Here is a 21,680-nt window from a genome sequence, read left to right as displayed (position 1 = left end):
GCGTCTGAGGAGCGGGGTCTGGGGCGGAGCCCCAGGTTCGGGACGGGAAGGGGCGGCGGGGGCGAAAACACACCTGGCGCGACGGCGTCAGCTGCCCCAACCGCGGACGTAGGGGTTCCCCTGAGGCGGTACGTGGGGCAGTCCCGTCGGCGGCATGGTCGGCGGCATCGGCGGCATCGGCGGGACGGGGCCCGGGAGCGGCGGAAGGCTCGACGGGTGGGCGCCCAGCCGGATGCCGTAGCGCCGCTTCAGCCGGCCCGTCTCCGCCAGGGCGATCGCCGTGACGGTCACCGGGGCGCCCAGGATGAAGACGATGCCCATGGTGAGGCTGAGCCCGTGCAGATCGCCGGTGACGAGGTCCGGGATCGCCATCAGCCAACTGGTCACCGTGGCCAGCAGCGCCGGCAGACAGCGGTGCACGGCGGCCGTGCCGAAGAAGTTGCCGGAGACCCGTACGGCCCCGGAGGCCACGAAGACGAGCATCCACATCATCGTCAGACCGACGCCCATGATCGCGAACATGCTGTTCGAGCCGTTCGTCCACTGCACCAGCACCACCATCGCCACCACGCAGCCGATGAACAGCAGGAGCAGCTTGAGGGAGTTGAGCAGCGGCACCCGAAGCTGGCGCACGGTGCCGGTGCGCCGCCAGACGAAGAGCATCACCCCGACCGTCAGCGGGGTGAGCAACAGCAGCACCGCCGAGGCGGTCAGCGCGTTCTCCAGCAGCTCCGTGACGTCGAAGCCGCCCTCCAGGACGGTGTAGACGCCGACGGAGGCGATCGCCCCGGCGATGACCCTGAAGCGCTTGAGCCGCTCGATGGACGGGTCGAGCGACTGCGGGATCCACGCGGGGTGGAACACCGCCCTCGCGACGTGATGGGGTTTCAGGAAGGTCCGGACCCTCAGCGTGCCGCCGGTCCAACTCCCGGACGTACGTGTCACCTTGTGCTCCCCCGAGCGCTCGCTGTGATGATCGCGGGGGATTCTACGGGAAGCGGACGGCGTCACGCCGCCCGCTTTCCCGCACCGGGCTCACCGCCGTCCGCGCAGCTCCCGGTAGGTGGCGACGAGGGCCTTGGTGGAGGCGTCCAGGCCCGGCACGGAGCCCGCCGCGTCAGCGGCTGATGTCGACGTCTCGGTGAGGGCGGGTTCGACGCGCTTGGCGAGGACCTTGCCGAGTTCGACGCCCCACTGGTCGAAGGAGTCGATGTTCCAGACGGCGCCCTGCACGAACACCTTGTGCTCGTAGAGCGCGACGAGCTGGCCGAGCACGGACGGCGTGAGCTCGCGCGCGAGGATCGTGGTCGTGGGGTGGTCGCCCTTGAACGTCTTGTGCGGGACCAGTTCCTCCGGCACCCCTTCGCCGCGCACCTCCTCGGGGGTCTTGCCGAAGGCGAGGGCCTGGGTCTGGGCGAAGAAGTTGGCCATCAGCAGGTCGTGCTGGGCCTTGAGTTCGTCGCCCAGCTCGGCGACGGGCTCGGCGAAGCCGATGAAGTCCGCCGGGATCAGCTTCGTACCCTGGTGGATCAACTGGTAGTAGGCGTGCTGCCCGTTGGTGCCCGGCGTGCCCCACACCACCGGTCCCGTCTGCCAGTCGACCTCGTGCCCGTCCCGGCCGACGTACTTGCCGTTGGACTCCATGTCGAGCTGCTGGAGGTAGGCGGTGAACTTCGACAGGTAGTGCGAGTACGGCAGTACCGCGTGCGACTGCGCGTCGTGGAAGTTGCCGTACCAGACGCCCAGCAGACCCATCAGCAGCGGCACGTTGGACTCGGCCGGGGCGGTGCGGAAGTGCTCGTCGACGATCCGGAACCCGTCGAGCATCTCCCGGAAGCGGTCCGGGCCGATGGCGATCATCAGCGACAGGCCGATCGCGGAGTCGAAGGAGTAGCGTCCGCCGACCCAGTCCCAGAACTCGAACATGTTCGCCGTGTCGATGCCGAAGTCGGCGACCTTCCCAGCGTTCGTCGACAGGGCGACGAAGTGCCTGGCGACGGCGGCCTCGTCCTTGAGGGCGTTCAGCAGCCAGGTCCGCGCGGAGGTGGCGTTGGTGACCGTCTCGATGGTGGTGAAGGTCTTGGAGGCGACGATGAACAGCGTCTCCGCCGGGTCCAGGTCGCGGGTCGCCTCGTGCAGGTCGGCGCCGTCCACGTTGGACACGAACCGGAAGGTCAGCGAGCGGTCGGTGAAGGCGCGCAGCGCCTCGTACGCCATGGCGGGGCCCAGGTCGGAGCCGCCGATGCCGACGTTGACGACGTTGCGGATGCGCTTGCCGGTGTGACCGGTCCACTCGCCGGAGCGGACGCGGCCGGCGAAGTCGGCCATCCGGTCGAGCACGGCGTGCACGGCCGGGACGACGTTCTCCCCGTCCACCTCGACCACCGCGTCCCGAGGGGCGCGCAGGGCGGTGTGCAGGACGGCCCGGTCCTCGGTGGTGTTGATCTTCTCGCCGCGGAACATGGCGTCGCGCAGCCCGAACACATCGGTGGCGACGGCCAACTCGCGCAGCAGCCGCAGCGTCTCGTCGGTGACCAGGTGCTTGGAGTGGTCGACGTACAGGTCGCCGACCCGGAGGGTGTACCCGGTGCCGCGGTCGGGGTCGGCGGCGAACAGCTCGCGCAGCCGCACCTCGCCGAGCTCCTCACGGTGCTTGGCCAGTGCGGTCCACTCGGGCATCTGGTTGAGCCTGGTACGACCGTCTGCGTTCATCTCGGACTTCAGCCTTCTTCCTTGGGTGGCCCCGCTGTGTCCAACCTAATTGATCAGGAATGAACAGAACGGAAGGAGAAGACGAAAGGAAATCGCTACGGTTCGGAAGCGCCCCGAAGGGGCGCGGGACCGTACCGACGTGCGGCTACCACCGCGTGGGCGCGACCGGCCACGACGGCGCCGCAGACGCCGTACTGCCCCGCGGAGCGCTCAGATCTCGCCTCGCAGCTTTGCGAGGGCTTCCGCGAGGATCGCCTCGCCGTCCGCGTCGCTGCGCCGCTCCCGCACATAGGCGAGGTGCGTCTTGTAGGGCTCGGTGCGCGGCGGGTCCGGCGGGTTGTCGCGGTCCTGGCCGGCCGGGAATCCGCAGCGGGGGCAGTCCCAGGTATCGGGCACCTGCGCGTCGCTCGCGAAGCTCGGCTGCGTCTCGTGCCCGTTGGAGCACCAGAAGGAGATGCGCAGCCGGGGCGCGGACTCGCCGCGCTCGGCCTCGCCCATCGGGCCCGCCCCGACCCGGCTTCCCCGGATCGCGTTGCCACTTGCCACGGTCGTAACTCCCTGCGTGATGGTGCCGCGAAGCGAGTCGGCGTGCCGCTTCGCTGCGAGCGCCTCAGTCTACGTAAGGCCCAACGCACGTCCAGTGTGGGGAGTTACCGCCCCCGTATCCAGACGCAGGCCCCATGATAGGCCGCGCTCTGCTGCGCGTACCGAACATGGGGCCTTACGTGCGGAATGCTTGGGGAATGGGTGCCTGACGCGCCCTCGGGTCAGTTGCTGACCTTCATGGTGATGCCCAGCACGACGATGCACGCGAACCAGAGCAGACCGACCACGAGGGTGATCCGGTCGAGGTTGCGCTCGGCGACCGAGGAGCCGCCGACGGAGGACTGCATGCCACCACCGAACATGTCGGAGAGGCCGCCGCCCTTCCCCTTGTGCATCAGCACCAGCAGCATCAGCAGCAGGCTGAAGACGATCAGGGCGATGGAGAACCCCATAACCACGGCTGGACCAACTTCCTCGGATTCGGATGGACGACGCGGGGCCCAGCGCAGTGCTGGACCCCGCAAGGGTACGACGGATCGCTGCTAGCGCATACTCACTGGTCGCGGAAACGAACGATCTTGACGAACTCGTCGGAGTCCAGCGAGGCACCGCCGACCAGGGCGCCGTCGATGTCGGCCTGCGCCATGATCTCGGCGACGTTGCCGGACTTGACGGAGCCGCCGTACTGGATGCGGACCTTGTCGGCCAGCTCCTGGCTGTACAGCTCGGCGAGCTTGCCCCGGATGGCCGCGCAGACCTCCTGGGCGTCCTCGGCGCCGCAGACCTTGCCGGTACCGATGGCCCACACCGGCTCGTAGGCGATCACGACCGTCTCGGCCTGCTCGGCCGGGAGGTCCTTCAGACCGCCCTCGACCTGGGCGAGGGTGTGGGAGACGTGGTTGCCCGCCTCGCGGACCTCCAGCTCCTCGCCGACGCAGAGGATGGGGGTGATGCCGTGCTTGTAGGCGGCCTTCACCTTGGCGTTCACGATCTCGTCGGTCTCGGCGTGGTACTGCCGGCGCTCGGAGTGCCCGACGGCGACGTACGTGCACTTCAGCTTGGCCAGCATCGGGCCGGAGATCTCGCCGGTGTAGGCGCCGCCGTCGTGCGCCGAGATGTCCTGGGCGCCGTACGTGATCTTCAGCTTGTCGCCGTCGACCAGGGTCTGCACGGAGCGCAGGTCGGTGAAGGGCGGCAGGACGGCGACGTCGACGGCCTCGTAGTCCTTGTCGGCGAGGGCGAAGGCGAGCTTCTGGACGTGGGCGATGGCCTCGAGGTGGTTGAGGTTCATCTTCCAGTTGCCCGCCATCAGCGGCGTGCGGGTGGTCATTGAGGTCAGTCCTCCAGTGCGGCGAGGCCGGGGAGCGTCTTGCCCTCGAGGTATTCGAGGGAGGCGCCGCCGCCGGTCGAGATGTGGCCGAATGCCTGCTCGTCGAAGCCCAGGATGCGGACGGCCGCGGCGGAGTCGCCGCCGCCGACCACGGTGAAGCCCGGGGAGTCGATGAGGGCCTGGGCGACCGCCTTGGTGCCCTCGGCGTAATCGGGGTGCTCGAAGACGCCCATGGGGCCGTTCCAGAAGACGGTGGCGGCGTCGGCGAGCTTCGAGGCGTACAGCTTGCGGGTCTCCGGACCGATGTCCAGGCCCATGTGGCCGGCCGGGATGGCGTCCGCGGCGACGTTGGTGGGGTGGGACGGCGCCTTGGTCTTCATGTCGGGGAACTCCGCGGCGACCAGCGTGTCGACGGGCAGCAGCAGCTCGACGCCGTTCTTCTCGGCGCGCTCCAGGTACTCCAGGACGGCCGGGATCTGGTCCTCCTGCAGCAGGGACGTGCCGATCTCGTGGCCCTGGGCCTTGAGGAAGGTGTACGCCATGCCGCCGCCGATGAGGATGCGGTCGGCCTTGCCGAGCAGCTCGTCGATGACGGCGAGCTTGTCGGAGACCTTGGCGCCGCCGAGGGCGACGACGTAGGGCCGCTTGACGTCGGCGGTGAGCTTCGTCAGGACGCCGACCTCGGTGGCGATGAGGTGACCGGCGTAGTGCGGCAGCCGCGCCGGGAGGTCGAAGACCGAGGCGTGCTTGCGGTGCACCGCGCCGAAGCCGTCGCCCACGTACAGGTCGGCGAGGGCGGCGAGCTGATCGGCGAAGGCGCCGCGCTCGGCGTCGTCCTTGGAGGTCTCACCGGCGTTGAAGCGCAGGTTCTCGATGACCGCGGCCTGTCCGTCGGCCAGTCCCGCGACGGTGGCGGTCGCGGACTCGCCGACGGTGTCGGTCGCGAACGCGACGTCGGCGCCGAGGAGTTCACCGAGGCGCGCGGCGGCCGGGGCGAGCGAGAAGGCGGGGTCCGGGGCGCCCTTGGGGCGGCCCAGGTGGGAGGCGACGACCACGCGGGCGCCCGCCTCGGCGAGGGCCTTGACGGTGGGCAGCACGGCGCGGATACGGCCGTCGTCGGTGATGGTGGTGCCGTCCAGCGGCACGTTGAGGTCGGCGCGGACGAAGACCCGCTTGCCCGCGACGCCTTCGGAGAGGAGTTCGTCGATCGTCTTCATAAGGGCTCCCTGGCTAGAGCGACATGTTCAGCGACGTGTTCGCTCGTGATCGCTCGTGATCGCTCGTGATCGAAAGAGGGCGACCGTTCCGATACGTGCGTCAGGGCTCGGCCAGCGCGTTGCCGCACCGGCCGAGCCCTGCACTCATATCAGGCTGCCCGCTCCGCGATCAGAGCTGGTTGCCCACGAAGACCGTCAGGTCGACGAGGCGGTTGCTGTAGCCCCACTCGTTGTCGTACCAGCCGATGACCTTCACGCTCTTGCCGTCCTGGACCATGGTCAGGGACGAGTCGAAGGTGCAGGACGCCGGGGCGTTGACGATGTCGGAGGAGACGATCTCGTCCTCGGTGTACTCGAGGTAGCCCTTCAGCTCGCCCTCGGCGGCCTTCTGGAAGGCGGCGTTGACCTCTTCCTTGGTGACCTCGCGGGAGAGCTCGACGACCAGGTCGGTGACCGAGCCGGTCGGGACCGGGACGCGCATGGCCATGCCGTCCAGCTTGCCCTTGAGCTGCGGGAGCACCAGGGCGGTGGCCTTGGCGGCACCGGTGGTGGTCGGGATGATGTTCTCGGCGGCGGCACGCGCGCGACGCAGGTCCTTGTGCGGGAAGTCCAGGATGCGCTGGTCGTTCGTGTACGCGTGCACCGTGGTCATCAGACCCTTGACGATGCCGAAGTTCTCGTCGAGCACCTTCGCCATCGGCGCCACACAGTTGGTGGTGCAGGAGGCGTTGGAGATGACGTGGTGGTTGGCCGCGTCGTACTGCTCGTGGTTGACGCCCATGACGAGGGTGATGTCCTCGTTCTTCGCCGGGGCGGAGATGATGACCTTCTTGGCGCCGCCGGTGATGTGCTTCTCGGCGTCTTCCTTCTTGGTGAAGATGCCGGTCGACTCGATGACGATGTCGACGCCCAGCTCGCCCCACGGGATGTCGGCGGGGTTGCGCTCGGAGAGCACCTTGATCGTCTTGCCGTCGACGGTGATCGTGTCGGCGGTGTGGGTGACCTCCTGCTTGAGGCGGCCCAGGATGGTGTCGTACTTCAGCAGGTGGGCGGTGGTCGCGGTGTCACCCAGGTCGTTGACAGCCACGATCTCGATGTCCGCGCCCTGCTCCAGCAGCGCGCGGAAGTAGTTGCGACCGATGCGGCCAAAGCCGTTGATGCCTACGCGGATCGTCACGAACCGATCTCCTCGTTGGTACGCCGGCCCGATGTGCCGGCGAGCTGTATTTGGGATGTCCCCGACCACTGCCGACCCTACCTCTCCGGGGCCCCGGCCGTGACATCGAGTTGCCCCATACCCGGCAGGGCGGTCCGTACCCGTCAGTAGGGTGCGGACCGCCCCGTCCGACGCTCCGCCGTCACTCGATTTCGTCACGGATCGTCAGTGTGCGTTGACGCGAGGTGTCACCCGTCCAGGGCGGCCAGCGCCTTCCTCAGCAGCGCGGTCCGGTCGGCCGCGGAGGTGAGGTGCTCCAGGCCGAAGCCCAGCAGCACGGTGTCGCCGGTGGTGACCGCTCCGTAGGTCTGGAACAGCGCCCCGGTGCGCGTCCAGTCCTTCAGGACGGCCGGGCTGCCCGCGGGCGGTCCGGAGACCGTCCAGGCGCCGAGCGAGCTCTCGAAGCCCTCGGTGTCGGCCGCGGTGCCGCCGACCACGAGCGAGGCCTGGTCGGCGAGGACGCCGTGGCCGCCGCTGCCCGGGTCGGTGACGTAGGCGAGGGAGACCTCGACCGTCTTCCCGGCGTAGGCGCTCAGGTCGAACTCCACCTGCTGCCAGCCGCTGGAGGAGCCGGTGAGGCTGTTCCAGGCGCCGGTGGTACCGGTCGCCGCGCAGCTGCCGTCGCCCAGGGTCAGGTAGTGCTCCAGCCAGGGGTGCTCGCCCATGTAGAACCCGGCCGCGCACTCGGCCGGCACGGTGGTGCGGGTCGCGCCGCCGGCCTCGGGCAGGGTCGTCCAGTCGTCGGCGCCGGTGGTGTGCGCCTCGACGATGACGTTGTCGTAGCCCGGCTCGGTGTCCCACAGGAGCTGGGTGCGCAGGGTGGGCCTGTCGGCCGCGGCGGTGCCGGTGAGGTCGATGGTGCGGGTGAGGCGCTTGTAGCCGTCGTCGGTGTGCACGGCGGCGGCCATGGAGGAGCCGGCGTAGGGCCCGTACGGGTTGACCGTGCCGGGGAACTGTCCGGCGCCGGCGCTCGCGAACTGCGGGTACGTGTCGGCGGGCAGTTCGTCGGAGGTGACGCCGTAGGTGCCGGCCTTGTCCAGCGGGTTGCCGGGTGCGTCGCCGAGCGGGCCGGTGAAGCCGCCCAGGCCGCCGGAGCCGGTGAACGCCGTGGCCCCCGGGGTGGAGGTGCGCGAGTAGGCGCCCAGGTAGTACTGGCTGAAGTCGTCGGACAGCGTGCCGCCGCCGAGGTCGACGCTGCCGCCGGCCTGCTCGCCCGCCTCGATCAGCCGGCCGCCCTCGTTGAGGAAGGCCCGCAGCTGGAGCTGGGTGGCGATGCCCGGGGTGGCGGCGCCGGTGTGGTGGACGACCGTGTCGAAGTGGCTCAGCACGCCGAGCGCGTCAGGGGTGCCCTGCTCGGCGACGTCCCAGACCGCCGCGCGGCGGCCGTTGGCCTTCAGCGCGTCGACGTACTTCTGGGTCTGGGTGGCCTTCGCGCCCTCCTCGGAGACGACGAGGACGTCCGCGCGGGGCCGTTCGGCGACGGTGTAGGTGAAGTGCTCACTGGAGACGTCCCGGCCCCCGCGGGCCTCGCCGGTGAACCACACCTCGACCTTGTCGCCCGGGTCCGCGTGCCTCACCTCGGCCCGGTACTCGTCGAAGTAGAGGTTGTCCTCACCGCCGTACCGCTCGCCGCCCTTCCACCGTTCGAGGTCCGCGTCGTGCGTACGGCCGCCGTTGACGCGGTACTTGAGCTCCTTGTCGCGCACGGCCCTGCGGACGACGACGGAGACCTCCTGGTCGGCGCCGCGCGCGTACGACGTGCCGAAGGCCGCCGGGGTGAAGTCCGCGGCCTCCAGGCCGACGGAGGAGGACGGCCGGTCGGGGTGGGCGGCGGTCTCGGCGACGGAGAGCGCGAACGGGATGTTCTTCGCGAACTCCTGCTGGATCAGCTTCTCGTCGTCGGGGAAGTTGAAGCCCGACTGGCAGTCGCTCGCGTTCCACTCGTCGTCGGGGTCGGCTTCGGAGACGGTCTGGCAGGTCGACATCTCGGGGGTGAACATCGCCATGCCGTTGACGTTGGCCGCGTGGCCGTCGGCCTCACCGTTGGTGGTGTACAGCTCGGAGGACAGCTGCGGGTGGTAGCCGGGGATCGCGGAGTTGTCGGGCGTGCCGGCGAGGGCCTCGTAGAGGACGTCGTCGGGGGTCGGCGTGGCCACCTGCCAGCCGACCCCGTAGAGGAGGAGTTCGGCCGCGGAGTGGTAGTTGATGCCGTAGGTGAAGCCGATGCGCTTCTCGAAGGCGTCGACGGCCTTGGTCTCGGGCTCGGAGCCCGGGGTCGCGCCGCGGTAGGTCTGGCTGGTGGGGTTGGGGGACGAGCCCTCGTCGTCGTAGCCCCACTTGTAGGGGAAGTTGCGGTTGAGGTCGACGCCGTCGCCGGTGCTGATGACGCCGTCGCCGTTGACGTCCCGCAGGTTCTTGCGCCAGAGGCGGTTGTCGTCGTCGGCGAAGGTGTAGTCGTAGCCGTCGGGGTTGGCGGAGAGGACGAACCACAGTTCCGTGGTGTCCACGATCTTCTTGATCCGCTTGTCCGTGCGGTACGAGTCCAGGTAGTGGTGCATCAGCCGCCGGGTCATCTCCGGCGTGATCCACTCGCGCGCGTGCTGGTTCGACATGTAGAGGACCGAGGGCTTGGAGCCGTCCTTGGTCTTCTTGGCCTTCTTGGTGAGCTTCAGGGCGAGGATGTCCTGGCCCTTGACCGTCTTTCCGATGGAGACGACCTTGGTGAGGTCGGGGTTCTCCCGCGCGGTGCGCAGGATCTCCTCCCGCAGGCCGCCCGCTCCGCTGTACGGGCGGAACACGCCCTCGGCGGCGTCCTCGACGCGGGTCTCCGCGCGGGCGGAGAGCGCGTGCTCGGTGAGGTCGACGCCCTGTTCCTCCAGCTTTTCGGCCTGCCCCTCGGTGAGGTAGACCTCCACGGTGGCCGTGCCCTTGTCGGGCACCCGCTCACCGAGTTCGTGGCCGTCCTGCCCCGCCGCGAGCAGCAGGGACACCTGCTGCTTGGTGACGTCGGCGCGGAAGACCTTGACCTCGTCGGTGTCGGAGGCCGTGGGGTTTCCGGGTTGTGCCTGGGCGATGGGTGCGAAGCTCGCTCCGCCGATCAGGAGCGTGCCGACAGCGAGGATCGATCTCGCTCTGTGTCTCATGAGCCCCCCTGGAAATGGTCCGCCACAGCAGCGAACAGATGCCAGGCTCATGACACAACATGATCGAGTCAAGGGTGCCACCACGACACGCGAAAACCGGCGCCGGTCACCCGAGTGGGCGCCGGCGCCGGTCCACTGACCGCCTGTCAGACCATGAGCTTGTCGTCCAGCTCCTCGCCGATGCCGGCCTCCGTGCCCGGGATGCCCAGGTCGGAGGCGCGCTTGTCGGCCATCGCCAGCAGCCGGCGGATACGGCCGGCCACGGCGTCCTTGGTGAGCGGCGGGTCGGCGAGCGCGCCCAGCTCCTCCAGGGAGGCCTGCTTGTGCTCCATGCGCAGCCGGCCGGCCGCGGCGAGGTGCTCGGGGACGTCGTCGGCGAGGATCTCCAGGGCGCGCTGGACGCGGGCGCCGGCGGCCACGGCCGCGCGGGCGGAGCGGCGGAGGTTGGCGTCGTCGAAGTTGGCCAGCCGGTTCGCCGTGGCGCGCACCTCGCGGCGCATCCGGCGCTCCTCCCAGGCCAGCACCGACTCGTGCGCGCCGAGCCGGGTGAGCAGCGCGCCGATCGCGTCGCCGTCACGGACCACGACCCGGTCCACGCCGCGCACCTCGCGCGCCTTGGCGGCGATCGACAGCCGGCGGGCGGCACCGACCAGGGCGAGCGCGGCCTCGGGGCCGGGGCAGGTCACCTCCAGGGAGGAGGAGCGGCCGGGCTCGGTGAGGGAACCGTGGGCCAGGAAGGCGCCGCGCCAGGCCGCCTCGGCGTCACAGGTGGCCCCGGAGACCACCTGCGGGGGCAGACCGCGGATCGGACGGCCGCGGCCGTCCACCAGGCCCGTCTGGCGGGCGAGCTGGTCGCCGCCCGCGACCACCCGGACGACGTAGCGCGAGCCGCGGCGCAGTCCGCCCGGGGCCATCACGATCAGTTCGGAGCTGTGGCCGAAGATCTCCAGGATGTCCCGCTTGAGGCGGCGGGCCGCCATCGCGGTGTCCAGCTCCGCCTCGATCACGATGCGCCCGCTCACCAGGTGGAGGCCGCCGGCGAACCGCAGGATGGCGGAGACCTCCGCCTTTCTGCAGCAGGTACGGGTGACGGGGAGCCGGGAGATCTCGTCCTTCACCGCTGCCGTCATCGCCATGGGCCGATCCTTCCATGCATCCGAAAAATACGGTCGTACGCGGCGGCCAACAGCTCCGGGTCGTGCCGGGGGCTTCCGTCGGGCCTGGCCACCGGGGCCAGCTCGACCGCGGCGCCGAACCGCTCGGCGGCATCGGTCAGGGAGTCGCGGTCGGGCACGGCGGCCTCGTCGGCCAGCACCACGTCCAGGGCGAGTTTAGGGGCGTGTCGTCCCAAAACCTCCAAATGACGCTGCGGGGAGAAGCCCTCGGTTTCTCCTGGCTGCGGGGCGAGGTTAAGGGAGAGTACCCGGCGCGCCTTGGTCTCGATGAGGGCGTCCAGCAGTTCCGGCACGAGCAGGTGCGGGATGACCGAGGAGAACCAGGAGCCGGGACCGAGCACCACCCAGTCGGCGTCGAGGACCGCCGCGACCGCCTCGGGGACGGCGGGCGGGTCGTTCGGCACGAGGTGCACGGACTGCACCTCTCCCGGCGTGAGCGCGACGGTGGCCTGACCGCGGACGGTGCCGACCTCGTCGGGCCGCTCCGGGTCGTGGCCCTTGACCAGGGCCTGGAGCTCCAGCGGCACGGCGGACATGGGCAGCACCCGCCCGTGCGCGCCGAGCAGCCGGCCCACCAGGTCGAGGGCCTGGACGTGGTCGCCGAGCTGCTCCCACAGGGCGACGATCAGCAGATTGCCGACCGCGTGCTCGTGCAGGTCGCCCCGGGACTGGAAGCGGTGCTGGATGACGCGGGCCCAGGTCTGGCCCCAGTCGTCGTCGCCGCACAGCGCGGCCAGGGCCTTGCGCAGGTCGCCGGGCGGCAGCACGCCCAGCTCGTCGCGCAGGCGCCCGCTGGAGCCGCCGTCGTCGGCCACGGTGACGACGGCGGTGAGGTCGCCGGTGATCCGGCGCAGCGCGGCGAGCGAGGCGGACAGGCCCATGCCGCCGCCGAGGGCGACGACCTTGGGCTGGGCGCCCCGGCGGCGCGGTCTCGCGCCACGGGTCTCGGCCGGCCGGCTCGCGCGCCCCTCGGGGACCGCCCTGCGCAGCCGGCTCAGCCGCGGAGTACGTGGTGTCATTCCCGTCCCATGTCCCGGTGGACCACCACCGTCTCCACGCCCTCGGCGACGAGCCGGGCGGCGAGCTTCTCCGACATGGCGACCGACCGGTGCTTGCCGCCGGTGCAGCCGACGGCGATGGTCACGTAGCGCTTGCCCTCACGACGGTAGCCCGCGGCGACCAGCCGCAGCATCTCCGCGTACCGGTCGAGGAACTCCTTGGCGCCGGGCTGGTTGAAGACGTACGACGCCACCTCCTCGTTGAGGCCGGTGTACGGGCGCAGCTCGGGGACCCAGTGCGGGTTGGGCAGGAACCGCATGTCCACGACCAGGTCGGCGTCGACCGGGAGGCCGTACTTGAAGCCGAAGGACATGACGGTGGCCCGCAGCTCGGGCTCCTCCTCGCCGGCGAACTGGGCGTCCATCTTGGCGCGCAGCTCGTGCACGTTGAGACTGGAGGTGTCGATCACCAGGTCGGCGTCGCCGCGCAGCTCGCGCAGCAGCTCCCGCTCGGCGTCGATGCCGTCGACGATGCGGCCGTCGCCCTGCAGGGGGTGCGGGCGGCGCACCGACTCGAAGCGGCGCACCAGGGCGTCGTCGGAGGACTCCAGGAAGACGGTCCGCCGGGTGACGCCCCGCGAGTCGAGGTCGGCGAGGGACTCGCGGAGGTTGTCGAAGAAGCGCCGGCCGCGGACGTCGACGACGACCGCGATCCGCGCCACGTTGCCCTGGGAGCGCGCGCCGAGCTCCACCATGGTGGGGATCAGCGCGGGCGGCAGGTTGTCCACGACGAACCAGCCGAGGTCCTCCAGACACTTCGCGGCCGTCGAACGGCCGGCCCCGGACATGCCGGAGATGATCACCAGCTCGGGGATGGCCGTCTCGGGCACCCCGGCCTTTTCCTTGCCCGTACTCACCTGTGCTCCGTCGTCCTGGCGGGCGGTCCGGTCGGTGCCGTCCCCGCCCGCCTCCTGCTGCTGTGTCCGGTCCCGCTCCGGCGCGGATCCCGTCTCGTGCTCGGTCATCGCTCCTGCCCCCGTCGTTCGTCCGGGGCGCCCGTGGTGACGGGCTCCCCGGGAGAACCCGTCGCCTGCCCGGGTTCTTCCGTGTCATCCATGATCTCGCCCGTCGCCGTGTTCACGGCGGGGGCGGCGGGTGCCGCCCGGTCGAGGGCCGCGACGATCGTCTCGGCCGTCTTGCGGCCTATGCCCGGAACCTCGCAGATCTGGTCGATTGTCGCCGATCGCAGCCTCTTCACCGAACCGAAGTGCTTGATCAGCGCCTGCTTGCGGGTCTCGCCGAGGCCGGGCACGTCGTCCAGCGGGCCGGCGCGGAAGCGCTTGGCGCGCTTGACGCGCTGGTAGGTGATGGCGAACCGGTGGGCCTCGTCGCGGACCCGCTGGAGCAGGTAGAGGCCCTCGCTGGTGCGCGGCAGCACCACCGGGTCGGTCTCGCCCGGCAGCCAGACCTCCTCCAGCCGCTTGGCGAGGCCGCACACCGCGATGTCGTCGATGCCCAGCTCGTCCAGCGCCCGCCGGGCCGCCGCGACCTGCGGCGCGCCGCCGTCGACGACGACGAGCTGCGGCGGGTAGGCGAAGCGTCTGGGGCGGCCGTCGTCCTCCGTGAGGGTGTTCTCGGGCGGCTCGGCGAGGCCTCCGGGGGGGCCTTCGGCGCCGGGGTCCTCGCCGTCGGTCCACTCCCCCGTGCGCTCCTTCTCCGCGAGGTAGCGCCGGAAGCGGCGGGTGATCACCTCGTGCATGGAGCGGACGTCGTCCTGACCGGCGCCGTGCCAGATCTGCGTGTCTCCGACACGACCCTTGATCTGGAAGCGGCGGTACTCGCTCTTGCGGGCCAGTCCGTCCTCGAAGACGACCATGGAGGCCACCACGTCGTCGCCCTGGAGGTGCGAGATGTCGTAGCACTCGATCCTGAGCGGGGCGCTGTCCAGCTCCAGGGCGTCGGTGATCTCCTCCAGCGCGCGCGAGCGCGTGGTCAGGTCGGAGGCGCGCTTGGTCTTGTGCAGCACGAGCGCCTGCTGGGCGTTGCGCTCCACGGTCTCCATCAGGGCCCTCTTGTCGCCGCGCTGCGGAATGCGCAGGGAGACGCCGGAGCCGCGCCGCTCCGTCAGCCACTGCTGGACCGGCTCCACCGGGTCGGGCAGGGCGGGGACCAGGACCTCCCGGGGGACCGCGTCGCCGGTCTCCTCGCCGTAGAGCTGCTGCAGCGCGTGCTCGACGAGGGCGCCGGTGGTGATCTCCTCGACCTTGTCGGTGACCCAGCCGCGCTGGCCGCGCACGCGTCCGCCGCGCACGTGGAAGATCTGGACGGCGGCCTCCAGCTCGTCCTCGGCGACCGCGATCAGGTCGGCGTCGGTCGCGTCGGCGAGCACGACCGCGCTCTTCTCCATGGCCTTCTTCAGCGCCCCGATGTCGTCGCGCAGGCGCGCGGCCCGCTCGTACTCCATCTCCTCGGCCGCCTCCGTCATCCGCCGCTCCAGACGGCGCAGGTAGGCGCCCGTGCGGCCGGCCATGAAGTCGGAGAACTCCTCGGCCAGCGCGCGGTGGTCCTCGGCGGAGATGCGGTCCACGCACGGCGCCGAGCACTTGTCGATGTAGCCGAGCAGACAGGGGCGGCCGGTGCGGGCGGCGTTCTTGAAGACCCCGGCCGAGCAGGTGCGCACCGGGAAGACGCGCAGCAGCAGGTCCACGGTGTCCCGGATCGCCCACGCGTGCGTGTACGGGCCGAAGTACCGTACGCCCTTCTTCTTGTGACCGCGCATCACCTGGACGCGCGGGAACTCCTCGTTCATCGTCACCGCGAGGTACGGGTAGCTCTTGTCGTCGCGGTACTTGACGTTGAACCGGGGGTCGTACTCCTTGATCCAGGAGTACTCCAGCTGGAGCGCCTCGACCTCCGTGGACACCACCGTCCACTCCACGGAGGCGGCCGTGGTGACCATGGAGCGGGTGCGCGGGTGCAGCCCGGCCAGGTCCTGGAAGTAGTTCGCCAGGCGCTGGCGCAGGCTCTTCGCCTTTCCGACGTAGATCACCCGGCTGTGCTCGTCGCGGAACCGGTAGACCCCCGGCGAGTCGGGGATCTCACCCGGTTTGGGGCGGTAGCTGGAGGGGTCGGCCATGTCTCACACCCTACTGGCGGGGACCGACACCGCGGCGGGCCTGTGGACGGCGGGCCCCGGCCGGGTCCGGATGGGTTACGGCGTACGGGAAGCGGGAAGGTGGGGGGTCCGTCCCTCGGGTGATCGGCGGACGGCCACGAGGGCGGTCACGAGTCGGAGGGCTGGTCGGATGCGACAGACGCGGATCGAGAAACCACGACGGCCGGCCCGCACCCGCCGGTACGCGGACGAGACGTCCGGCCTCGCCGGCTCCCTCGACCCACGCGATCCCGACATCGTGCGCGCGAAGCGCCTGCGGGCGCGGCCGGCGGGCGGGGACGGGGCCGGCACGTCGTAGGGAGGGCGTGTGCCGCCGTCGTGGGCCGCTGTTGGGCGTCAGGTGTTGTCGGGACTTGGTCAACACGCTTCAATGCGGGGGAACTCCGGGCCCTGAACGGCGGCGTACGGATGTGAAGACTCCGCCGCGCCGGCGGGGGGCGGCTCCGGGGTGCCCGCGCGACGGCCCGACCAGCCGTCGCGGACTTCACAGAAAGGCCCCTGCATGCCGCACGCCACACCGCACGCGGACCTCGTCACCGCGGAACTGGACTCGGCCCTGCAAGGCGGCCCCTTCCACGTCGCCCTGCGCGCGGCGATCGCCGCGCGGGGGCTGCCGTTGCAACGGGTGCAGCACCATCTGTCGCGCCACGGCGTGAAGGTCGGCGTCACCAGTCTGAGCTACTGGCAACAGGGGGCCCGCCGCCCGCAGCGCCCGGAGTCGCTGCGCGCCGTACGGGCGCTGGAGGAGATCCTGCGACTGCCCGAGGAGTCGCTGATCCGGCTGCTCGCCGAGCCGGACGAGCCCACGGCGGACCGCCACTCCCCCGGACGGTCCTACCGCTCCCTGGTCGAGGCCTCGGGCGTACGGGAACGGCTGCTGGCCGAATTCGGCGCCCCGCGCGACAGCGGGCTGCACACCCTGGGGCACCACGAGCGGATACGGATCGGAGCGCGCCGCGAACTGGCGGAGCGCGAGTCGCACCACATCGTGCGTGCCTACCGGGACGGCGTCGACCGCTATGTGGCCGTCCACCACGGCGACCCCGGTGCCGTGCCGGAGCGGATGACCGTGCGGGCGCTGGAGAACTGCCGTACCGGGCGCGTGCTCCGGCACCACGAGACCGGGGTGCTCGCGGCCGAACTGCTCTTCGACACCCGGCTGCGGACCGGTGACACCTTCCTCTTCCGCTACGCCGTCGAGGACGGCACGGCGGGTGTCTCGCGCGAGTACGTGCGCGGGACGGAGTCCCCCGGCGGCCAGTACGCGCTCCAGGTGTGCTTCGGCTCCGGGACGCTCCCGGCGCGCTGCCACCGGTTCACCCAGCACTCGGCGGCGGCACCGCGCGGCGGCCACCAGGAGCTGGTGCTCAGCGGGCGTCACCGCTCGGTGCACCTGGTGGAACCGCGCGTGCGGTCGGGTTACGTGGGGATCGCCTGGGACTGGGAGTGACCCCGGTCAGGTCTGCGGCCTGACGACCAGCGTGCCGTTCTTCACCTCGACGGCCAGCGTCTTCAGAGGCGCCACGGCCGGCTCGCGCAGCACCTTGCCGGTGGTGGCGTCGAACTCGCTGCCGTGGCAGGGGCAGATCAGCTTCGTGCCCTCGAGCTTGTTGATGGGGCATCCCGCGTGGGTGCAGACGGTGTTGTACGCCTTGAGGGTGCCGTCCCCGCTCCGGCTGACCACGACGTTGTGGTCCCGGTACAGCTTCGCGCCGTCCTCGGCGACCTCGCTCTCGGGGCCCAGCTCGACGGGGCCGGTCAGCGGGGCGGCGCCCTTCTCGGTGCTTCCGCACGCGGTGAGGCCCAGTCCGGCCACGGGGGTCAGGGCCGCGCCTCGCAGGACGGTACGGCGGGTCGCGGCGGGTCGGCGGGTGGGCATGAGGGCTCCACGGGTGGGACGGCGGTGCGCGGGCGGACATCGGGGACGATACCGGGAGTGATCGTTCCGGCTGTGGGCGGGGGCTGTCGTGGGGGGCCGGGCAGGCGTCCGCAAGCGTTTACGCACGTCCGGCGGATGGGATACGGTCCCCACCCGAGAAGCGGCACGTGGTGCACGGCTGTGCGGAGTCGGCGGGTCGTGGAGCCCGGCCCTTCGGAGACCTTCGGAGACCTTCGGAGAAGGGAACCCTTCGTGATCGTCGTGGCCGGTGAGGCACTGATCGACCTGGTACCGCGCGGCGCGGGCCCGCTCGCGGCGCTGACGCCGGCGCTCGGCGGCGGCCCGTTCAACACGGCGGTGGCACTGGGCCGCCTCGGCTCCCCCACCGCGTTCTGCTCCCGCGTGTCGCGCGACGCCTTCGGTACGGCGCTGCTGGACCGGCTGCGGGAGACCGGCGTGGACGTGTCGTCGGTGCAGCGCGGCGACGAGCCGACGACGCTGGCCGTCGCCACGGTCGGCACGGACGGCTCGGCGGCGTACTCCTTCTATGTGGAGGGGACCGCGGACCGCCTGTTCACGGCCCCCGGCACCTTGCCGGCCGACACCCGCGCGGTGTCCTTCGGGACCTGTTCCCTCGTGCTGGAGCCGGGCGCGAGCGCGTACGAGGAGCTGATGCGCACCGCCTCCGCGCGGGGCGTCTTCACCGCGCTGGACCCCAACATCCGGGCGGGTCTCATCCCCGACGCCGACGCCTACCGGGCCCGGTTCCGGAGCTGGCTGCCATCGGTGTCGCTGCTGAAGCTGTCCGCGGAGGACGCCGAGTGGCTCGGCGGGTCGCCGAAGGAGTGGCTGGCGGCCGGTCCGGCGGCGGTCGTGGTCACCCGGGGCGGGGACGGGCTGACCGTGTTCACCCGCGACGGCGGCGAGTACGCCGTGCCGGGTGAGCGGGTCGAGGTGGTGGACACGATCGGCGCCGGTGACACGGTGAACGCGGCGCTGCTGCACGGACTCGCGGTGCGGGACGCGCTCAGTGACGCGGGGGTGGCCGCACTGGGCGGTGAGGGCTGGGCGGGCCTGCTCGGCTTCGCGGCGCGCGCGGCGGCGGTCACCTGCTCACGCGCGGGCGCGGAACCGCCGTACGCCCATGAGCTGGAGCCGGAGGCCGTCTGACGCACGCACGCGCCGTGCGGCACGGGGTTTCCGTGCGGCACGGCGCGTGGGAGTGCGGGCCGGTCAGGCCTTGGTCGCCCGCGTCGTCTTCTTCGCGGCGGCCTTGGTGGCCGGCTTCCTGGCGGCCGTCTTCTTCTCGGCCGTACCGTCGATCGCCTTGGTGGCCGTCTTCCTGGTGGTGGCCCTGGCGGCGACCGTCTTCTTCGCCGCCGTCTTGCGCGGGGCCGGCGCCTGCGCGGCGTCGCTGATCCGCTCCGCCCCCAGGATGTCCCTCAGGAACTTGCCGGTGTGGCTGGCCGGGACGCCGGCGACCTGCTCCGGGGTGCCCTCCGCGACGACCAGGCCGCCGCCGGAACCGCCCTCGGGGCCCATGTCGACGACCCAGTCGGCGGTCTTGATCACGTCGAGGTTGTGCTCGATGACGATGACCGTGTTGCCCTTCTCGACCAGGCCGGACAGGACCTTCAGCAGCTTGCTGATGTCCTCGAAGTGCAGACCGGTGGTCGGCTCGTCCAGGACGTAGACAGTGCGGCCGGTGGAGCGCTTCTGCAGCTCGCTGGCGAGCTTCACGCGCTGTGCCTCACCGCCGGACAGGGTGGTCGCGGACTGGCCGAGCCGGACGTAGCCGAGACCGACGTCGTTGAGCGTCCGCAGGTGGCGGGCGATGGCCGGAACGGCCTCGAAGAAGTTCATGGCCTCTTCGATCGGCATGTTCAGGACGTCGGCGATGGACTTGCCCTTGTAGTGGACCTCCAGGGTCTCCCGGTTGTAGCGGGCGCCGTGGCAGACCTCGCACGGGACGTACACGTCCGGGAGGAAGTTCATCTCGATCTTGATGGTGCCGTCGCCCGCGCAGTTCTCGCAGCGGCCGCCCTTGACGTTGAAGGAGAAGCGGCCCGGCATGTAGCCGCGGACCTTCGCCTCGGTGGTCTCGGCGAACAGCTTGCGGACGTGGTCGAAGACACCCGTGTACGTCGCCGGGTTGGAGCGCGGGGTGCGGCCGATGGGCGACTGGTCGACGTGGACGACCTTGTCGACGAGGTCGTCGCCGTCCACGCGCGTGTGCCGGCCGGGGACGCTGCGCGCGCCGTTCAGCTCGCGGGCGAGGTGGGTGTACAGGATGTCGTTGACCAGCGTGGACTTGCCGGATCCGGACACACCGGTGACCGCGGTGAAGACGCCCAGCGGGAAGGACACGTCGATGTCCTGGAGGTTGTTCTCGCGGGCGCCGTGCACCGTGAGCCGGCGCGACGGGTCGTGCGGGCGGCGGACGTCGGGCAGCGGGATGGCCTTCTTGCCGGACAGGTACTGGCCGGTCTGCGACTCTGCGTTGGCGAGCAGCTCCTTGAGGGAGCCGCTGTGCACGACCTTGCCGCCGTGCTCGCCGGCGCCGGGGCCGATGTCGACGATCCAGTCGGCGACCTTGATGGTGTCCTCGTCGTGCTCCACGACGATGAGCGTGTTGCCCATGTCGCGCAGCCGGACCAGGGTCTCGATCAGCCGGTGGTTGTCCCGCTGGTGCAGGCCGATGGAGGGCTCGTCGAGGACGTAGAGGACGCCGACGAGTCCGGAGCCGATCTGGGTGGCCAGGCGGATGCGCTGGGCCTCGCCGCCGGAGAGGGTGCCCGCCGCGCGGTTGAGCGAGAGGTAGTCCAGGCCGACGTCGACCAGGAACCGCAGCCGCTCGTTGACCTCCTTGAGCACGCGCTCGGCGATCTTCTTGTCGCGGGCGGTGAGCTTCAGTTCGCCCAGGAAGTCCGCGCAGTCGCTGATGGACATCCCGGAGACCTCGGCGATGGACTTGCCCATGACCGTGACGGCGAGGACGACCGGCTTGAGCCGGGTGCCCTCACAGGCGGGGCAGGGCACCTCGCGCATGTAGCCCTCGAAGCGCTCGCGGCTGGCGTCGCTCTCGGCCTCGCTGTGCCGGCGCTTGACGAAGGGGACGGCGCCCTCGAAGGCCGTGGTGTACCGGCGCTCGCGGCCGTAGCGGTTGCGGTAGCGGACCTCGACCTGGGTCTTGTGGCCGTGCAGCAGGGCCTTCTTGGCGCGCTGCGGCAGTCCGGCGAACGGGATGTCGGTACGGAAGCCCAGCGCGTCCGCGAGGGCGCCGATCAGGCGGCCGAAGTAGTCCTTGGTGTGGCCGTGCGACCACGGGTGGATGGCGCCCTCGTCGAGGCTCTTGTCCGGGTCGGGGACGATCAGCTCGGGGTCGACCTCCATGCGCGTGCCGATGCCGGTGCACTCGGGGCAGGCGCCGAAGGGCGAGTTGAAGGAGAAGGAGCGGGGCTCCAGCTCCTCGAAGGACAGGTCGTCGTACGCGCAGTACAGGTGCTCGGAGTACATGCGCTCGCGCTCGGGGTCGTCCTCGGGGAGGTCGACGAAGTCGAGCACGACCATGCCGCCGGACAGGCCGAGGGCGGTCTCGACGGAGTCGGTGAGGCGGCGCTTGGCGCTGTCCTTGACGGTGAGGCGGTCGACGACCACCTCGATGGTGTGCTTCTCCTGCTTCTTCAGCGTGGGCGGGTTGGAGAGCTGGACGGTCTCGCCGTCCACCCGCGCGCGGGAGTAGCCCTTGGTCTGGAGGTCGGCGAACAGGTCGACGAACTCGCCCTTGCGCTCGCGCACCAGCGGGGAGAGCACCTGGAAGCGGCTGCCCTCCGGCAGTTCCAGGACCTTGTCGACGATGGCCTGCGGCGACTGGCGCGCGATCGGGCGGCCGCACTCGGGGCAGTGCGGCTTGCCGATGCGCGCGAAGAGCAGGCGCAGGTAGTCGTAGACCTCGGTGATGGTGCCGACCGTGGAGCGCGGGTTGCGGGAGGTCGACTTCTGGTCGATGGAGACCGCCGGGGAGAGGCCCTCGATGAAGTCGACGTCCGGCTTGTCCATCTGGCCGAGGAACTGCCGGGCGTACGAGGAGAGGGACTCCACGTAGCGCCGCTGCCCCTCGGCGAAGATCGTGTCGAAGGCCAGCGAGGACTTGCCCGACCCCGACAGGCCCGTGAAGACGATGAGCGAGTCGCGCGGGAGATCGAGCGAGACGTTCTTGAGGTTGTGCTCGCGCGCTCCACGGACGATGAGACGGTCGGCCACGCCGGTCCGCACCTTTCTTGAGAGAA

17 protein-coding genes are annotated in these 21,680 nt (G+C 70.9%); 3 read left to right on the top strand and 14 right to left on the bottom strand.

Features of this window, described 5'->3' with window-relative positions; all coding sequences use genetic code 11:
* Positions 1–87 precede the first annotated feature (87 nt).
* The 12 genes from ACFV5H_RS32810 to uvrC all read right to left on the bottom strand — a co-directional run bounded on the left by ACFV5H_RS32810 (position 88) and on the right by uvrC (position 15,473).
* On the bottom strand, positions 88–945 hold the full coding sequence (locus ACFV5H_RS32810) for a hypothetical protein (RefSeq protein WP_385198486.1): 858 nt from the start codon (positions 943–945) through the stop codon (positions 88–90).
* Between the two features lie 90 nt (positions 946–1,035).
* The gene (gene pgi, locus ACFV5H_RS32805; protein WP_385198485.1) at positions 1,036–2,712 is read right to left on the bottom strand and encodes a glucose-6-phosphate isomerase; all 1,677 of its coding nucleotides are present in this window, start codon (positions 2,710–2,712) and stop codon (positions 1,036–1,038) included.
* A 210-nt stretch (positions 2,713–2,922) separates the two neighbouring features.
* The gene (locus ACFV5H_RS32800; RefSeq protein WP_004002138.1) at positions 2,923–3,210 is read right to left on the bottom strand and encodes an RNA polymerase-binding protein RbpA; all 288 of its coding nucleotides are present in this window, start codon (positions 3,208–3,210) and stop codon (positions 2,923–2,925) included.
* A gap of 269 nt (positions 3,211–3,479) precedes the next feature.
* The gene (gene secG / locus ACFV5H_RS32795; RefSeq protein WP_179167131.1) at positions 3,480–3,710 is read right to left on the bottom strand and encodes a preprotein translocase subunit SecG; all 231 of its coding nucleotides are present in this window, start codon (positions 3,708–3,710) and stop codon (positions 3,480–3,482) included.
* Positions 3,711–3,811: 101 nt separating this feature from the next.
* Positions 3,812–4,588 (bottom strand): triose-phosphate isomerase, encoded by a 777-nt coding sequence (gene tpiA / locus ACFV5H_RS32790; RefSeq protein WP_385051985.1) that lies wholly within the window; start codon positions 4,586–4,588, stop codon positions 3,812–3,814.
* A gap of 5 nt (positions 4,589–4,593) precedes the next feature.
* Positions 4,594–5,805, bottom strand: a complete 1,212-nt coding sequence (locus ACFV5H_RS32785; protein WP_385051987.1) for a phosphoglycerate kinase — start codon at positions 5,803–5,805, stop codon at positions 4,594–4,596.
* Between the two features lie 169 nt (positions 5,806–5,974).
* Positions 5,975–6,982: a type I glyceraldehyde-3-phosphate dehydrogenase gene (gene gap / locus ACFV5H_RS32780; protein ID WP_385198484.1), complete on the bottom strand. Its 1,008-nt coding sequence runs from the start codon at positions 6,980–6,982 to the stop codon at positions 5,975–5,977.
* Between the two features lie 227 nt (positions 6,983–7,209).
* The gene (locus tag ACFV5H_RS32775; RefSeq protein WP_385198482.1) at positions 7,210–10,164 is read right to left on the bottom strand and encodes a M14 family zinc carboxypeptidase; all 2,955 of its coding nucleotides are present in this window, start codon (positions 10,162–10,164) and stop codon (positions 7,210–7,212) included.
* Positions 10,165–10,310: 146 nt separating this feature from the next.
* Positions 10,311–11,300: a DNA-binding protein WhiA gene (gene whiA / locus ACFV5H_RS32770; protein ID WP_385051995.1), complete on the bottom strand. Its 990-nt coding sequence runs from the start codon at positions 11,298–11,300 to the stop codon at positions 10,311–10,313.
* Positions 11,291–12,358, bottom strand: coding sequence for a uridine diphosphate-N-acetylglucosamine-binding protein YvcK (gene yvcK / locus ACFV5H_RS32765; protein WP_385051997.1), 1,068 nt, complete (start codon positions 12,356–12,358; stop codon positions 11,291–11,293). Before yvcK ends, whiA begins: the two co-directional genes overlap by 10 nt.
* Positions 12,355–13,362, bottom strand: coding sequence for an RNase adapter RapZ (gene rapZ / locus ACFV5H_RS32760; RefSeq protein ID WP_385052000.1), 1,008 nt, complete (start codon positions 13,360–13,362; stop codon positions 12,355–12,357). Before rapZ ends, yvcK begins: the two co-directional genes overlap by 4 nt.
* Positions 13,359–15,473 (bottom strand): excinuclease ABC subunit UvrC, encoded by a 2,115-nt coding sequence (gene uvrC, locus ACFV5H_RS32755; protein WP_385198480.1) that lies wholly within the window; start codon positions 15,471–15,473, stop codon positions 13,359–13,361. Before uvrC ends, rapZ begins: the two co-directional genes overlap by 4 nt.
* A gap of 169 nt (positions 15,474–15,642) precedes the next feature.
* Here uvrC and ACFV5H_RS32750 point away from each other — a divergent pair, with 169 nt between their 5' ends.
* Together ACFV5H_RS32750 and ACFV5H_RS32745 are read left to right on the top strand one after the other, a co-directional pair.
* Positions 15,643–15,810 (top strand): hypothetical protein, encoded by a 168-nt coding sequence (locus ACFV5H_RS32750; protein ID WP_385052006.1) that lies wholly within the window; start codon positions 15,643–15,645, stop codon positions 15,808–15,810.
* A 204-nt stretch (positions 15,811–16,014) separates the two neighbouring features.
* On the top strand, positions 16,015–16,962 hold the full coding sequence (locus tag ACFV5H_RS32745) for a hypothetical protein (RefSeq protein WP_385052008.1): 948 nt from the start codon (positions 16,015–16,017) through the stop codon (positions 16,960–16,962).
* 6 nt (positions 16,963–16,968) lie between these two features.
* Here ACFV5H_RS32745 and ACFV5H_RS32740 read toward each other — a convergent pair whose 3' ends face one another.
* Complete coding sequence (locus ACFV5H_RS32740) at positions 16,969–17,391, bottom strand: Rieske (2Fe-2S) protein (RefSeq protein WP_385052011.1); 423 nt, start codon at positions 17,389–17,391, stop codon at positions 16,969–16,971.
* Positions 17,392–17,643: 252 nt separating this feature from the next.
* On the opposite strand from ACFV5H_RS32740, the gene ACFV5H_RS32735 reads away from it, so the two are divergent.
* A complete protein-coding gene (locus ACFV5H_RS32735; protein WP_385198478.1) occupies positions 17,644–18,561 on the top strand; it encodes a carbohydrate kinase in 918 nt (305 codons plus the stop codon).
* A gap of 63 nt (positions 18,562–18,624) precedes the next feature.
* On the opposite strand, the gene uvrA is transcribed toward ACFV5H_RS32735, so the two are convergent.
* Complete coding sequence (uvrA, locus tag ACFV5H_RS32730) at positions 18,625–21,654, bottom strand: excinuclease ABC subunit UvrA (protein WP_385052016.1); 3,030 nt, start codon at positions 21,652–21,654, stop codon at positions 18,625–18,627.
* Positions 21,655–21,680 lie beyond the last annotated feature (26 nt).

The sequence above is a fragment of the Streptomyces sp. NPDC059787 genome (genome assembly GCF_042732315.1).
Taxonomy (GTDB): domain Bacteria; phylum Actinomycetota; class Actinomycetes; order Streptomycetales; family Streptomycetaceae; genus Streptomyces; species Streptomyces atrovirens.
Note: the sequence above shows the minus strand (reverse complement) of the source record. Positions and strands in the feature narration are given on the sequence as shown.

Bases quoted from the DNA above. Each gene is read 5' to 3' on its own strand.
- ACFV5H_RS32775 (WP_385198482.1), bottom strand. From the start codon at position 10,164: ATGAGACACAGAGCGAGATCGATCCTCGCTGTCGGCACGCTCCTGATC.
- secG (WP_179167131.1), bottom strand. From the start codon at position 3,710: ATGGGGTTCTCCATCGCCCTGATCGTCTTCAGCCTGCTGCTGATGCTG.
- ACFV5H_RS32785 (WP_385051987.1), bottom strand. From the start codon at position 5,805: ATGAAGACGATCGACGAACTCCTCTCCGAAGGCGTCGCGGGCAAGCGG.
- ACFV5H_RS32745 (WP_385052008.1), top strand. From the start codon at position 16,015: ATGCCGCACGCCACACCGCACGCGGACCTCGTCACCGCGGAACTGGAC.
- pgi (WP_385198485.1), bottom strand. From the start codon at position 2,712: ATGAACGCAGACGGTCGTACCAGGCTCAACCAGATGCCCGAGTGGACC.
- ACFV5H_RS32740 (WP_385052011.1), bottom strand. From the start codon at position 17,391: ATGCCCACCCGCCGACCCGCCGCGACCCGCCGTACCGTCCTGCGAGGC.
- uvrC (WP_385198480.1), bottom strand. From the start codon at position 15,473: ATGGCCGACCCCTCCAGCTACCGCCCCAAACCGGGTGAGATCCCCGAC.
- rapZ (WP_385052000.1), bottom strand. From the start codon at position 13,362: ATGACCGAGCACGAGACGGGATCCGCGCCGGAGCGGGACCGGACACAG.
- ACFV5H_RS32800 (WP_004002138.1), bottom strand. From the start codon at position 3,210: ATGGGCGAGGCCGAGCGCGGCGAGTCCGCGCCCCGGCTGCGCATCTCC.
- yvcK (WP_385051997.1), bottom strand. From the start codon at position 12,358: ATGACACCACGTACTCCGCGGCTGAGCCGGCTGCGCAGGGCGGTCCCC.
- whiA (WP_385051995.1), bottom strand. From the start codon at position 11,300: ATGGCGATGACGGCAGCGGTGAAGGACGAGATCTCCCGGCTCCCCGTC.
- ACFV5H_RS32750 (WP_385052006.1), top strand. From the start codon at position 15,643: ATGCGACAGACGCGGATCGAGAAACCACGACGGCCGGCCCGCACCCGC.
- tpiA (WP_385051985.1), bottom strand. From the start codon at position 4,588: ATGACCACCCGCACGCCGCTGATGGCGGGCAACTGGAAGATGAACCTC.